The organism is Massilia litorea, assembly GCF_015101885.1.
Lineage (GTDB): Bacteria > Pseudomonadota > Gammaproteobacteria > Burkholderiales > Burkholderiaceae_D > Telluria > Telluria litorea.
In genome coordinates this window covers 529942-543287 of sequence record NZ_CP062941.1, presented here as the reverse complement: position 1 = coordinate 543287, position 13346 = coordinate 529942, and the positions used below count along the sequence as shown (strand labels likewise).

Sequence of the window (13346 nt, the reverse complement as noted above, 5' to 3'; positions counted from 1 at the left end):
CCGCCCACGCGGGTAAACCACATGCATGCTGCACCTTATCCGCAAGCCGTGCGGTATGCGAGGGCATGACCGCGTGGGCAGAGCCCACCCTACGGTTTCAGTACGTCACCGCTCCTTCTGCACCATATACATGAAATGCGAACGCAACGGCGGCGCCAGCGCCGCGAGCGTTTCCGTCACCAGCGCCGGCATGGCGGCCAGTGCGCGGCCGACGGGGGGCGCCAGCAGCAGGGTCTGGTAATGCCGGCGCTGCCCGGGCCAATAGCCGTCGAGCTCGGCGCACGTGACCTTGCGCACGTGCGGATTGCGCGGGTTGTTGTAGCGGAAGTCGAAGACGAGGCACCAGCCGCCCGGTTTCAACAGGCGCCACATGTCGGCCGCCAGGCGCGCGCGCAGCGCGGGGTCGAGCACCGAGGAGATTACGGTGTTGGCGCTGACCAGGTCGGCATTGGCCGCAGGCAGGGCGCTCAGGGGACCGCAATGCCAGTGCACGTCCGGCGCCGAGCGCGGCCGGGCAAGGTCGAGCCGGTCCTGCTGCAGTTCGGTGCCGGTGAGATGGGCGGGCGTCGCCCCCCAGTCGATCAGCTGGCGCAGGAAACTGCCGGTGCCGCAGCCGACATCGATCACCCGTACCTTGCCGAGGTCGGTCCCGACGGTGTTCGCCAGCAGGCGCGACAAGACCCGCGTGCGCATGGCGTGCTGGAACACGATGTCGGGCCGGTGCCAGGCATAGCGCGCGAGCGCGGCGCCGCCATGCCAGCCGCGGTAGACGCGCGCGATGCGCTCCTGCTCGGGTTGCGGGTCGAGTTGGGCGTTCATGCATCCATCCTCGCGCAGGCTTTCGCGCTCCGGTTTGCGCACGCTCAGGCGCGATGTCGGTCCTGCGCGATCCCGCGCAATTTGCCCATCAGCATTATGTGCCCAGTAGAATTATCTGGACCGGGCGGGCCGGCCGCGCGACTTCGGGATTCCGGCTAAAATCGAGGGCATTACCCAGACAGGACCCTCCATGAAAATCGCCTTCCTCGCCGATCCCTTATCCGGTTTCAAGATCTACAAGGACTCGACCTTCGCGATGATGCGCGAGGCGGCGCGCCGCGGGCACGAGATCTACGCCTTCGAGCAGCGCGACATGGCGCTCGAACTGGGCGTGGTGTCGGCCGAGGTGCGGCGCATCCACCTGACGGGCGAGCAGGACGCCTGGTACCGCGCCGACGAGGCGCGCGACCTGCGCCTGTCGAGCTTCGACGCCATCATCGAGCGCAAGGACCCGCCCTTCGACATGGAATATGTCTACGGCACCTATCTGCTGGAACTGGCGGAGAAGCAGGGCGCGCGCGTCTTCAACCGTCCGTCGGCGATCCGCGACCACAACGAAAAGCTGGCCATCGGCCAGTTCAGCCAGTTTACCTCGCCGACCCTGGTCACCTCCTCGGAAAAGCGCCTGCGCGCTTTCCACGCCCAGCATGGCGACGTGATCTTCAAGCCGCTCGACGGCATGGGCGGCACCGGCATTTTCCGCGTCAAGCACGATGCGATGAACCTGGGCGCCATCATCGAGACCCTGAGCGACAATGGCAAACGTACCATCATGGTACAAAAATACATTCCGGAAATCGTCAAAGGCGACAAGCGCATCCTCGTCATCGGCGGCAAGCCGGTGCCCTTCGCGCTGGCGCGCATCCCGCAGGGGTCCGAAGTGCGCGGCAACCTGGCGGCCGGCGGCATCGGCGTGGCCCAGCCGATCACCGAGCGCGACCGCGAGATCGCCGAGGCGCTCGGGCCGCTGCTGGCCGAGCGTGGGCTGTTGCTGGTAGGATTAGACGTGATCGGCGATTTCCTGACCGAGGTGAATGTCACCAGCCCGACCTGTTTCCAGGAGATCACCGACCAGACCGGTTTCGACGTGGCGGCGATGTTCATCGACGCCGTCGAGCTGGCAACAGGGAAATGACATGGTAGGCATTCTGCTCCTGACCCACGCACCGCTGGGCCAGGCATTCATCACGGCGGTGGCCCACGTGTTTCGCGGGCCGACCGAACGCTTCGAGGCGATCGACGTCGCCGCCGACGAAGACACGCAGGCCGTCAACATCCGTGCGCGCGAGGCAATCGCGCGCCTCGACGAGGGCGATGGCGTGCTCGTGATCACCGACATCAAGGGCGGCACGCCGGCCAACTGCTGCAATTCGCTGGCGATCGACGGCCACGTGGAAGTCATCGCCGGCATCAGCCTGCCGATGCTGCTGCGCGCGATTACCTATCGGAGAGATACGCTCGACGTGGTGGTGGAGATGGCGCTGGCAGGGGCACAAAACGGCGCAGTGCGGGTCGACAACCGCATCCGTGTCGGTTGACCTGGTTTCGGAAGTACCGAGGATGCAGTTCTGACGATTGAAAAGAAAACGAAAACATGATTCAACAAGAACTTGAAATTATCAATAAACTGGGCCTTCACGCCCGCGCATCCGCCAAATTCACCCAGCTGGCCGCGAAATACAAAAGCGAAGTCTGGCTCACCCGCAACGGCCGCCGCATCAACGCCAAGTCGATCATGGGCGTGATGATGCTGGCCGCCGGCAAGGGCGCCAAAGTGACCCTCGAGGCCGACGGCGCCGACGAACAGGACGCCATTACCGCGCTGTCCTCCCTCGTCAACGACAAGTTCGGCGAAGGCGAGTAATGCCGGAATCGGGCCGCTACCGTTCAGGACCCTCGATGGCGTCGTTCACGCTCCATGGCATCCCCGTCTCGCGCGGAATCGCGATCGGGCGCGCGCACCTGCTCACGCCGGCCGCGCTCGACGTCAAGCACTACCTCGTTCCGGAAGAGCAGGTCGAAGCCGAAGTCAAGCGCCTGCAGGACGCGATCGCCGAAGTGCACCGCAACCTGCAGGAGCTGTGGACCGACCTGCCGAAGGACGCGCCGACCGAACTGGGCGCCTTCATCGACGTGCACGCGCTGATCCTGTCCGACCCGATGATTTCCGAAGCGCCGCTCGACATCATCCGCTCGCGCCACTACAACGCCGAATGGGCGCTCGTGACCCAGATCGACGAGCTCTCGAGCCAGTTCGACGAGATCGAAGATCCCTACCTGCGCGAGCGCAAGCACGACATCCAGCAGGTCGCCGAGCGCGTCCTGAAAGTCCTGATGGGCACCGCCCTGTCGGTGCCCCCGGTGCTGGCCGGCGACGAGGGTTACGCGCCGCAGATGGTGGTCGTCGCCCACGACATCTCGCCGGCCGACATGCTTGCCTTCCGCGACCGCTCCTTCATCGGCTTCGTCACCGACGTCGGCGGCCAGAACTCGCATACGGCGATCGTCGCGCGTTCGCTCGACATCCCGGCCTCGGTCGGCATGAGCCAGGCTTCGCGCCTGATCGAGCAGGACGACTGGGTCATCGTCGACGGCGATGCCGGCGTCGTGATCTGCAATCCGAGCCCGCTGGTGATGGAGCAGTACCGCGCGCGCCAGCTGGCCCTGGTGAAAGCGCGCAAGCGCCTGCTGAAGCTGAAAAAGACGCCGGCCGTGACGAAAGACGGCACCGCGATCAAGCTGATGGCGAATATCGAGCTGCCCGACGACTGCCCGCATGCGCTCGACGCCGGGGCCACCGGCATCGGCTTGTTCCGTTCCGAATTCCTGTTCATGGGCCGCGGCGCGCATGCTTTGCGCGTGCCCGACGAGGAAGAACAGTTCGAGCAGTACAAGCGCGCCGTGGTGGCGATGAAGGGCCGTCCGGTGACGATCCGCACGCTCGACGTCGGCGCCGACAAGCCGCTCGACCCGACCGAGCACACGGCCCTGAACCCGGCGCTCGGCCTGCGCGCGATCCGCTACTGCCTGGCCGAGCCCCAGCTGTTCCTGACCCAGCTGCGCGCTATCCTGCGCGCCTCCGCCTTCGGCAAGGTGCGCATCCTGTTCCCGATGCTGGCGCACGCCTTCGAGATCGACCAGACCCTGAACATCCTGGAGCAGGCCAAGGCCCAGCTGCGCGAGCAGAACGTCAAGTTCGACGAGCAGGTCGAAGTGGGCGCCATGATCGAGATCCCGGCCGCGGCGCTGGCGCTGCCGATGTTCGTGCGCCGCATGGACTTCCTCTCGATCGGCACCAACGACCTGATCCAGTACACGCTGGCGATCGACCGCGTCGACTACGAAGTCGCGCACCTGTACGACCCGCTGCATCCGGCGGTGCTGCAGCTGATCGGCATGACGATCGCAGCCGGGCAGAAGGCCGGCATCGACGTCGCCGTCTGCGGCGAGATGGCGGGCGACATCAAGCTCACCCGTCTCCTGCTCGGCATGGGACTGCGCGAGTTCTCGATGCATCCGGCGCAGCTGCTGTCGGTGAAACAGGAAATCCTGAACGCCGATCTCGCCCAGATCGCCCCGCGAATGCGGCGCATCATGCGCTCGATGGAGCCGGCCGAGATCCTCGAAGCGGTCGAACAGCTCCAGCTCAATTAGAAGAACACCGAGCACCGAAGGCGGCCATGATGTACAAAGCGGCCGCCAACAACACAAGTACAAGAAAGTCTCATGGGATCCATTGGAATCGTCTCACCGTCAGCAATGCATTTCGCCGAGCCCTTGCTGTTGCAAAGCGGCGCGCAGATCGGCGACTACACGCTGATGTATGAAACCTACGGCACGCTCAACGCCGACAAATCGAACGCGGTGCTGATCTGCCATGCGCTCAATGCCTCGCACCACGTCGCCGGCACCTATGCCGACGCGCCGAAAAACCTGGGCTGGTGGGACAACATGGTCGGCCCCGGCAAGCCGGTCGACACCGACCGCTTTTTTGTCATCGGCGTCAACAACCTCGGTTCCTGCTTCGGCTCGACCGGCCCGATGCACTTGAACCCGGCCACGAACAAACCCTATGGCGCGGCCTTTCCGCTGCTGACGGTCGAAGACTGGGTCAGCGCCCAGGCACGGCTGGCGGACCGCCTCGGCATCGACCAGTTCGCGGCAGTCATGGGCGGCTCGCTCGGCGGCATGCAGGCGCTGTCCTGGTCCATCAAATTCCCCGAGCGCCTGCGCCACTGCATCGTGATCGCCTCGACGCCGAAACTCTCGGCCCAGAACATCGCCTTCAACGACGTCGCGCGCCAGGCCATCCTCACCGATCCGGACTACCACGGCGGCGATTTTTATGAGCACGGCGTGGTGCCGAGGAACGGCCTGAAAGTCGCGCGCATGGTCGGCCACATCACGTATTTGTCGAACGACGACATGGCCGAGAAATTCGGCCGGAAACTGCGCAACGCGGCCGAAACGAATGACTACAAATTCGACTTCGGCATCGACTTCGAGATCGAATCCTACCTGCGCTACCAGGGCGACAAATTCTCGGAATATTTTGACGCCAACACCTACCTGCTGATCACCAAGGCGCTCGACTACTTCGACCCGGCGCGCGAGCACGGCGGCGATCTGACCAAGGCCCTGGCGACGACGCGCGCCCAGTTCCTGATCGCGTCGTTCTCCACCGACTGGCGTTTCTCGCCCGAGCGCAGCCGCGAAATCGTGCAAGCGCTGATTTCGAACCGGCGCCAGGTGACCTATGCCGAGATCGACGCGCCGCACGGGCACGACGCCTTCCTGCTGGAAGACGCGCGCTACATGGGTGTGGTGCGGGCCTATTACGACCGCATCTGGGAACAAACCGCAGGGGAGGCCGTATGAAATTCGAAGACCTGACGACGCTGCGGCCCGACCTCGCGTTTATTGCGCACTGGGTGGGCGACAGTGCCCACGTGCTCGATGTCGGCTGCGGCGACGGGGCCATGCTGCGCTACCTGGAAAAGGGCAAGCGCTGCACCGGCTACGGCATCGAGATCGCCGACGACAAGGTACTGGAAAGTACGCGGCGCGGCATCAACGTGATCCAGCACGACATGGAAGCGGGGCTGGGCCTGTTCGGCGACAACTCCTTCGACACGGTGCTGTGCCTGTCCTCGCTGCAGATGATGCAGCACGTCGAAGCCCTGCTGCGCGACATCGTCCGCGTGGGGAACGAGGCGATCGTCTCCTTCCCGAATTTCGCCTACTGGCCGCACCGGCTTGCATTGTTAAAAGGCCGGATGCCGGTCTCGCGCTCGCTGCCCTACCAGTGGTACGACACGCCGAACGTGCGCTGCGCCACCATTTACGATTTCAAGGAGCTGGCGGAAGAGTGCGGGCTCGAGGTGCTGGAGTATGTGGCGCTGGCCGACGGCAAGCCCGTGACCTTCCTGCCGAACCTGCGCGGGAGCCTGGCGGTGTTCCGGTTGAAGAAGAAGGCGAAGCGGGGATAAGGTATCGTGCGGTCCCATCCGCCCTTTTCTGCGACGATACTGTTGACAAAAACAGCACACCGGCCACCACCATGAACAAACTCAAACACCTCACACTCTGCCTCGCCCTGTTCGCCAGCTTCGGCGGCGCGCAGGCCGCCCAGGAAAAAGTCGTCCAGGACGGCATCGCCGTCAAGCCGCTCTCGCGCGTGCGCGTCCTTGTTCCGGAAGAGCAGCTCGACGAGCAGGCCGCCCAGCAGTACCAGGCGATGCTCGCGGAAGCACAGCAGAAGGGCGCCCTGGTCCCCGCCACCGACCCACAGACGAAGCGCGTGCGCGCCGTCAGCCAGCGCATCATTCCCTATGCGCCGCGCTGGAATGAATCGGCCAAGAAGTGGGACTGGGAAGTCAACCTGTTCGACGTGCCCCAGGTGAACGCCTTCTGCATGCCGGGCGGGCGCATTGGCGTCTTTACCGGCATCATCAACCAGCTGAAACTGACCGACGACGAAATGGCCGCCATCATCGGCCACGAGGTCGCCCACGCGCTGCGCGAGCATGGCCGCGAACGTGCGGCGAAATCCGGCATCACCTCGATGGTGGCACGCGGCGCCGGCGCGCTCGGCGCAGCCATCTTCGGCATCGACCCGAGCATCACGAATACCGTGACCGGCATGATCGGCCAGGGTGTCGTCCTGAAATTCTCGCGCGACGAGGAACGCGAGGCGGACCTCGTCGGCCTGGATATCGCGGCGCGCGCCGGCTACGACCCGCGCGCGGGCGTGGCGTTGTGGCGCAAGATGGCGATGCTGAACAAGGGCGCGCCGCCGGAATTCCTGTCTACCCACCCGGGCGGCGCAACCCGCATCAAGGACATGGAACAGCACATGAACGTGCTGCTGCCGCTCTACGCGCGCAGCAAGGGCACCAGCGTGAACCGCCTGCCGCCTTACCGCACCAACGTCGCGCTGGAATAAGGGACCTCGTACGATGGGGCGCCAGGCAGAAGCCAATTCCTATGTCCCGCTGCCGGTACGTAACGGCGTCGCGCCGAGCTACCTGTGGCTGACCGAGACGCTGGCCGGCGGCATGCTGCGTTTTCTCGCCGCACGCTTTCCAGACGTGACGGTCGACTCCTGGGCCGCGCGGCTGCAGCGTGGCGAGGTGGTCGACGCCCTTGGGGCGCCACTTGGAGCGGACAGCCACGTCCGTAAAGGCATGCGCATCTGGTACTACCGCGAGCTCGACGAGCTTGAAACGCCGATCCCGTTCAAGGAAAAGATCCTGTTCCAGGACGAGCACCTGCTGGTCGTCGACAAGCCGCATTTTTTGCCGATGATCCCGACCGGGCGCTTCCTGCACGAGACCCTGCTGGTGCGCCTGAAAGCGCAACTGGAGCTGCCGCATCTCACCCCGATCCACCGCCTGGACCGCGAAACGGCGGGCGTCGTGATCTTCTCGCACAAGCTGGAGACGCGCGGCAGCTACCAGTCGATGTTCCAGAAGCGGGTGGTGAAAAAAGTGTACGAGGCGCTGGCCGGGCCGATCGAGGGCAGGGAGTTCCCCTTCACCTACCGCAGCCGCATGCAGGACGCGGCCCAGTTTTTCGTCAGCGAAGAGGTGCCGGGCGAGCCGAATTCGGAGACGCTGATCGAGGTGATCGAGCGCCGCGGCGATATCGTCCGCTACCGCCTGCACCCGCACACGGGCCGCAAGCACCAGCTGCGGCTGCACTTGTCGTCCCTGGGCGCGCCGATCCTGAACGACGCCTTTTATCCGGTGGCGCTGCCCTGCAAGGGTGACGATTTTTCAGCGCCCCTGCAACTGCTGGCGCGCTCGATCAGTTTCGACGATCCCTTGAGCGGGGAGAAGCGTACGTTCCATAGCGAACGCACGCTGGATTGGCCTACAGGTGATAGTCGATGATCAGTGGGGCGTGATCCGAGAACCGCTCGTCCTTGTACACCGACACCGTATGCGCCTTGGCCGCAATGCCCGGGGTGGCGACGTGGTAATCGATCCGCCATCCCACGTTCTTCGCCCATGACTGGCCGCGGTTGCTCCACCAGGTGTAATCGGCGGCGTCCGGCGCTACGGTGCGGTGGACGTCGACCAGGCCCAGTTCGTCGAACAGGCGCGTCATCCAGGCGCGTTCTTCCGGCAGGAAGCCCGAGTTCTTCTGGTTGCTCTTCCAGTTTTTCAGGTCGATTTCCTTGTGCGCGATGTTCCAGTCGCCGCAGATGACGACTTCGCGGCCTTCGGCCTTCAGCTCCTGCAGGTGCGGGAGGAACACTTCCATGAAGCGGAACTTGGCCAGCTGGCGCTCGGGCGAGGACGAGCCCGACGGGCAGTACACCGAGATCACGGTGAGATTGCCGAAGTCGCAGCGCGTGTAGCGCCCTTCGGCATCGAATTCCTGGCAGCCGAAGCCGATGCGCTTGTTGTCCGGGGCCAGGCGGCTATACACGCCGGTACCCGAATAACCCTTCTTTTCGGCGTAGTGGAAATGGCCGTGGTAGCCGTGCGGACGGAGGAATTCCTCGGTCATGTCGGCTTCCTGGGCCTTGAGTTCCTGTACGCAGACGAAGTCGGCGTCGATCGACGCCAGCCAGTTGAAAAAGCCTTTCTTGTGCGCCGAACGGATGCCGTTCAGGTTCGCGGAAATAATTCGTGGCATGGATCAGAGAAGAGAAGTGGAGTTCTTGCATGGGAGCATGCGGCAGGGCGCTAGTGTAGCGCTTTTCCGCATGGCCGGCATGCCATCGCCTGTTGCTCGATGTGCACAGCGGAAAGCGCCCGGCGCATTCCTGCTCAGCATGACTCTGTTAAACTTGACCCTTACGGCCGGACACATTCAGTTTGCGCCGGCAACCAAAGGAAGGACGATAGTGCTCATTCACGATGACGCAGCGCCGCAGGAGAACCATGAAGACAACGCGCATATCGTGCGTTTCTACGACGACGACGCCCTCCTGATGGAGGAGGTCGCCGGGTTCATCGACGCCGCCTTGTCGATCGGCGGCGCCGGTTTGGTCATCGCGACACCCGAGCATGCGCAGGCCTTGCGCGCAGGCCTGAAACACGGCGACGCCGCCGCGCGCCTGGTCTTCCTGGACGCCCGCGCGACGCTCGAGCGCCTGATGGTCGCCGGCCAGCCGGACGAGGGGCGCTTCAAGGCGGTCATTCGCGAGGCGCAGGCCCGGCTTGGGCAACATGCAGGCACCCTGCACGCCTTCGGCGAAATGGTCGCCCTGCTGTGCGCCGACGGGAACTACAGCGCCGCGATCCGCCTCGAGCAGCTGTGGAACGCGCTGTCCGAAGAGGTGCGCTTTTCCCTGTTCTGCGCCTATCCGTGGCAGGCTTTCCCGAACGCCGAATTCGCCGCCCAGTTCGACCAGGTCTGTGCCGAGCACCAGCATGCCTGCAGCCACAACCCGGCCGGCGCGCTGCACGACGTGATGGGTCAACCCCTCCACCTGGCCAGGCTGGAGCGCAAGGCGATGGCGCTGGACGCCGAGGTGGCGCGCCGCCAGGAAGCCGAGCGCGCCCTGCAGCGGCGCGAACAGGAACTCGCCGATTTCGTCGAGAACGCGGCCGAGGGCTTGCACCGGGTCGGCGCCGACGGCACCATCCTGTGGGCCAACAAGGCGGAATTGCAGATGCTCGGCTACCGCTGGGAAGAATACGTCGGGCGCCACATCGCCGAGTTCCACGTCGATGCCGACGTCATCGACGGCATCCTCGCGACCCTGTGCTCGGGCGGCACCCTGATCGACCAGCCGGCGCGCCTGCGCTGCAAGGACGGCTCGGTCAAGCACGTGCTGATCCATTCGAACGGCTGCTTCGAGGACGGCAAGCTGCGCTACACGCGCTGCTTCACGCGCGACGCCACCGAACGCCACCAGCGCGACGAAGCCCTGGCCCGCCTGGAGCGTGCCAGCGCCGAGCGCGAGCGCCTGATCGAGGAACTCACCAGCGCCAACCGCACGAAAGACGAATTCCTCGCCATGCTCGGGCACGAGCTGCGCAATCCGCTGTCGCCGATCGTCACCGCCTTGCAGCTGATGCGCATGCGCGCCGAGCCGAGCGCCCTGCGCGAACGCGAGATCATCGAGCGCCAGGTCGAGCACCTGGTGCGCCTGGTGGACGACCTGATGGACGTGGCGCGCGCCACGCGCGGCCAGATCGAACTGAAATCGGAACGCGGCGACATCGCCGCTCCGCTGGCCAAGGCGGTCGAGATGGCCGGCCCGCTGCTGGAGCAGCGCGGCCACCACTTGTCCGTCGAGGTCGAGCAGGGCATGGAGTGGGAGGGCGACCCGACGCGCCTGGCGCAGGTGGTCTCGAACCTGCTCACCAATGCCGCGCGCTACACCGACAACGGTGGCGCGGTCACGCTGTCGGCGCGCCGCGATGGCGCCGGCTGGCTGCGCATCGGCGTGCGCGATAACGGCATCGGCCTCGCGCCCGAGATGTTGTCCCAGGTCTTCGGCCTGTTCTTCCAGGGTAAGCGCAGCGTCGACCGCGTCGAAGGCGGCCTCGGGATCGGGCTGGCCCTGGTGAAAAATATCGTCGAACTGCACGGCGGCACGGTCGAGGCGCACAGCGCGGGACCGGGCTGCGGCAGCGAATTCGTCGTGCGCCTGCCGGTGCACGCGGTGGCCCCGGCAAGCGCGGACGAACCGGCCGCCGCGCCGCCGGCGCCGGCGACGGGACGCCGCATCATGGTCGTCGACGACAACGTCGATGCGGCCGAGACCCTCGGCATGCTGCTGGGCGCCTACGGTCATGCGGTCGAGGTCTTCCACGACCCCGCCAGCGCGCTGGGTGCGGCCACGCGCATGCGGCCGGACATCGCGGTGCTCGACATCGGCCTGCCGGTCCTCGACGGCTACGAACTGGGCACGCGCCTGCGCGCGCTGCTGGGCGAGCACCCGTGCCGCCTGATCGCGCTGTCGGGCTACGGCCAGGATGCCGATAAGGCGCGTAGCGAGGCCGCCGGCTTCGAGCGCCACCTGGTGAAACCGATCACGCCCGACCAGGTAGCGCGCCTGGCCGAGGACTGAAAACGGCGCCGCTTGTCGTCGTCAGGCCCGGCGCAGATTAAAATACGGGCTTTCGAATACAGGGAGAGCTGCGTGAACAATCTGCGCCAGGAGTTTATTGCGTTTTCGGTCGAGACCGGAGTATTGAAATTCGGTCAATTCACGACCAAGGCCGGACGGCTCTCGCCGTACTTCTTCAACGCCGGCCTGTTCCACGACGGCGCCACCCTCGGCCAGCTGGCCCGCTTCTACGCCCAGACCCTGCTCGACTCCGGCGTCGAATTCGACATGCTGTTCGGCCCCGCCTACAAGGGCATCACCCTGGCCAGCGCCACCGCCGTTGCCCTGGCCGACAAGGGCCGCAACACCCAATACGCCTACAACCGCAAGGAAGCCAAGGACCACGGCGAAGGCGGCACCATCGTCGGCGCCGGCCTGAAAGGCAAAGTCGTCATCGTCGACGACGTGATCTCGGCCGGCACCTCGGTGCGCGAATCGGTCGCGATGATCCGCGCCGCCGGCGCGGAACCGGCCGCCGTCCTGATCGCGCTCGACCGCATGGAGCGCTCGGGCAAGGATGGCGCATTGTCGGAAAACTCGGCCGTGCAGGAAGTGGCGCGCGAGTTCGGCATTCCCGTGATCTCGATCGCCAGCCTGGACGACCTGTTTACTTATTTGTCGGGCGAGGGCGCCGGCGCCGAACTGGGCCAGCACAAGGATGCGGTGGCGGCGTATCGCACGCGTTACGGGATCTGATGCGCTAAAGCCTGAAACAACGAGGTATCGATAAAAACCGGAGCGGCGCTCCGGTTTTTTTATTTGGGCGAGCGTCTGCCGCTTATAAAAAAATAATGATCCCGGGTGCGCAAATAATATTGCTAAAAGAATATAATCGAATTTCTTTGCAGAATGTGTTGTCGGCAGAGAACTAAAATAATCCGCCCGGCTACAGGGCAATTCTTAGAGGGATTCAACATGTTTTCAGCAGTAAAACGCCTCATTCCCGTCCTGGCCGTGGTCGGGATCATGTCCCTGATGACCGGCTGCGCCGTCAACCGCGCCAGCGCCACCTTGTCGCCGGGCGCCGACCTGTCGGCAATCAAGACCGCTTATGTGGTCAAGCACGACAAGGATAAAAACAACATCAACCAGCTCATCAAGACCAAGCTCGAAAGCAAGGGTTATGTCGTGACTACCGGGCCGGAAATGCCGACGCCCTATGCCACCGACATTTCGGTGACCTATATCGATAAATGGATGTGGGACATCACGATGTACATGATCGAGCTGACGATTAACTTCCGCGATCCGAAATCGAATTTCCCGATCGCGACCGGTAACTCGCTGCATACCTCCCTGACGCGCAAATCGCCGGACGAAATGGTCGAGGAAGTCCTGGCCAATATTCAATCCGCACCGAAGAAGTAAATCCCACTTTTATATCGAGGCCTGAACATGAACATGAATATGATTTCCATCGCGCGCCGTTTCCTGCTGCTGCCGGCTCTCCTGGCAGTGGCCACCCTGACCGGCTGCGCTTCGCAGATGACGCACCAGGAATTGACCCCGGCGCCGGTGAAACTGGCCAGGCAGCATCCGCAATCGGTGACCGTGACGACCATGCCGATGCCGAGCTCGCCGCTGGCGGCATTGATCACCGAGGCCGAATTGCGCGCCGCGCTGAGCGACGCCATCGTCTCCTCGAAAGCCTTCGCGGACGTCAAGAACGCGGGCGCGGACTACCAGCTCAGTGTGCAGGTCTTTAACCTCGAGACCCCATCGTTTGGCATCGCGATGACGTCCAAGGTGGAAGCCGGCTGGACGCTCAAGCGTGCCGACACCGGCGCGGTCGTGTGGCAGGAGGCGATCAAGACGGAGCACACCACCGGCGGCAGCGAAGCCTTCGTCGGCGCCGAACGCGCGAAGATGTCGATCGCCGGCGCGATCAAGAAAAACATCAGCATCGGCCTGGAGCGCATCGGCGCGGCCAATCTGTGATGCATCGTCTGGATCG

At 64.6% G+C, this 13346-nt stretch carries 14 protein-coding genes; 12 read left to right on the top strand and 2 right to left on the bottom strand.

Translation table 11 applies throughout. From position 1 onward, the window contains the following. Positions 1-105: 105 nt before the first annotated feature. Positions 106-819: a class I SAM-dependent methyltransferase gene (locus LPB04_RS02390; RefSeq protein WP_193687215.1), complete on the bottom strand. Its 714-nt coding sequence runs from the start codon at positions 817-819 to the stop codon at positions 106-108. 190 nt (positions 820-1009) lie between these two features. On the opposite strand from LPB04_RS02390, the gene gshB reads away from it, so the two are divergent. The 8 genes from gshB to LPB04_RS02350 all read left to right on the top strand — a co-directional run bounded on the left by gshB (position 1010) and on the right by LPB04_RS02350 (position 8213). Then, complete coding sequence (gene gshB, locus LPB04_RS02385; RefSeq protein ID WP_193687214.1) at positions 1010-1954, top strand: glutathione synthase; 945 nt, start codon at positions 1010-1012, stop codon at positions 1952-1954. A gap of 1 nt (position 1955) precedes the next feature. Beyond that, on the top strand, positions 1956-2357 hold the full coding sequence (locus tag LPB04_RS02380) for a PTS sugar transporter subunit IIA (protein WP_193687213.1): 402 nt from the start codon (positions 1956-1958) through the stop codon (positions 2355-2357). 56 nt (positions 2358-2413) lie between these two features. After that, on the top strand, positions 2414-2683 hold the full coding sequence (locus tag LPB04_RS02375; protein WP_193687212.1) for an HPr family phosphocarrier protein: 270 nt from the start codon (positions 2414-2416) through the stop codon (positions 2681-2683). Between the two features lie 35 nt (positions 2684-2718). Continuing rightward, positions 2719-4473, top strand: a complete 1755-nt coding sequence (gene ptsP / locus LPB04_RS02370; protein WP_193688833.1) for a phosphoenolpyruvate--protein phosphotransferase — start codon at positions 2719-2721, stop codon at positions 4471-4473. A 72-nt stretch (positions 4474-4545) separates the two neighbouring features. Beyond that, positions 4546-5697 (top strand): homoserine O-succinyltransferase MetX, encoded by a 1152-nt coding sequence (metX, locus tag LPB04_RS02365; protein WP_193687211.1) that lies wholly within the window; start codon positions 4546-4548, stop codon positions 5695-5697. After that, positions 5694-6308: a methionine biosynthesis protein MetW gene (metW, locus tag LPB04_RS02360; protein WP_193687210.1), complete on the top strand. Its 615-nt coding sequence runs from the start codon at positions 5694-5696 to the stop codon at positions 6306-6308. Before metX ends, metW begins: the two co-directional genes overlap by 4 nt. 71 nt (positions 6309-6379) lie before the next feature. Then, the gene (locus LPB04_RS02355) at positions 6380-7264 is read left to right on the top strand and encodes a M48 family metallopeptidase (protein WP_193687209.1); all 885 of its coding nucleotides are present in this window, start codon (positions 6380-6382) and stop codon (positions 7262-7264) included. A 13-nt stretch (positions 7265-7277) separates the two neighbouring features. Beyond that, entirely contained in the window at positions 7278-8213 is a 936-nt protein-coding gene (locus LPB04_RS02350; RefSeq protein WP_193687208.1) for a pseudouridine synthase, read from the top strand. On the opposite strand, the gene LPB04_RS02345 is transcribed toward LPB04_RS02350, so the two are convergent. After that, the gene (locus LPB04_RS02345) at positions 8194-8964 is read right to left on the bottom strand and encodes an exodeoxyribonuclease III (protein ID WP_193687207.1); all 771 of its coding nucleotides are present in this window, start codon (positions 8962-8964) and stop codon (positions 8194-8196) included. The two genes, LPB04_RS02350 and LPB04_RS02345, sit on opposite strands and share 20 nt — an antisense overlap. Before the next feature lie 211 nt (positions 8965-9175). On the opposite strand from LPB04_RS02345, the gene LPB04_RS02340 reads away from it, so the two are divergent. The 4 genes from LPB04_RS02340 to LPB04_RS02325 all read left to right on the top strand — a co-directional run bounded on the left by LPB04_RS02340 (position 9176) and on the right by LPB04_RS02325 (position 13330). Beyond that, the gene (locus LPB04_RS02340) at positions 9176-11353 is read left to right on the top strand and encodes a hybrid sensor histidine kinase/response regulator (RefSeq protein WP_227496593.1); all 2178 of its coding nucleotides are present in this window, start codon (positions 9176-9178) and stop codon (positions 11351-11353) included. A gap of 72 nt (positions 11354-11425) precedes the next feature. Beyond that, positions 11426-12088 carry an orotate phosphoribosyltransferase gene (pyrE, locus tag LPB04_RS02335; protein WP_193687205.1) on the top strand — a complete coding sequence of 221 codons (663 nt, stop codon included), beginning with the start codon at positions 11426-11428 and terminating at the stop codon, positions 12086-12088. Between the two features lie 219 nt (positions 12089-12307). Beyond that, positions 12308-12760, top strand: coding sequence for a hypothetical protein (locus LPB04_RS02330; protein WP_193687204.1), 453 nt, complete (start codon positions 12308-12310; stop codon positions 12758-12760). Positions 12761-12793: 33 nt separating this feature from the next. Next, positions 12794-13330 (top strand): ABC-type transport auxiliary lipoprotein family protein, encoded by a 537-nt coding sequence (locus LPB04_RS02325; RefSeq protein ID WP_193687203.1) that lies wholly within the window; start codon positions 12794-12796, stop codon positions 13328-13330. The last annotated feature ends 16 nt before the right edge of the window (positions 13331-13346 follow it).

Coding starts and splice junctions, on each gene's coding strand:
- LPB04_RS02330 (WP_193687204.1), top strand. CDS start 12,308: ATGTTTTCAGCAGTAAAACGCCTCATTCCCGTCCTGGCCGTGGTCGGG.
- LPB04_RS02390 (WP_193687215.1), bottom strand. CDS start 819: ATGAACGCCCAACTCGACCCGCAACCCGAGCAGGAGCGCATCGCGCGC.
- LPB04_RS02375 (WP_193687212.1), top strand. CDS start 2,414: ATGATTCAACAAGAACTTGAAATTATCAATAAACTGGGCCTTCACGCC.
- LPB04_RS02350 (WP_193687208.1), top strand. CDS start 7,278: ATGGGGCGCCAGGCAGAAGCCAATTCCTATGTCCCGCTGCCGGTACGT.
- LPB04_RS02325 (WP_193687203.1), top strand. CDS start 12,794: ATGAATATGATTTCCATCGCGCGCCGTTTCCTGCTGCTGCCGGCTCTC.
- ptsP (WP_193688833.1), top strand. CDS start 2,719: ATGGCGTCGTTCACGCTCCATGGCATCCCCGTCTCGCGCGGAATCGCG.
- gshB (WP_193687214.1), top strand. CDS start 1,010: ATGAAAATCGCCTTCCTCGCCGATCCCTTATCCGGTTTCAAGATCTAC.
- metX (WP_193687211.1), top strand. CDS start 4,546: ATGGGATCCATTGGAATCGTCTCACCGTCAGCAATGCATTTCGCCGAG.
- metW (WP_193687210.1), top strand. CDS start 5,694: ATGAAATTCGAAGACCTGACGACGCTGCGGCCCGACCTCGCGTTTATT.
- LPB04_RS02345 (WP_193687207.1), bottom strand. CDS start 8,964: ATGCCACGAATTATTTCCGCGAACCTGAACGGCATCCGTTCGGCGCAC.
- LPB04_RS02380 (WP_193687213.1), top strand. CDS start 1,956: ATGGTAGGCATTCTGCTCCTGACCCACGCACCGCTGGGCCAGGCATTC.
- LPB04_RS02355 (WP_193687209.1), top strand. CDS start 6,380: ATGAACAAACTCAAACACCTCACACTCTGCCTCGCCCTGTTCGCCAGC.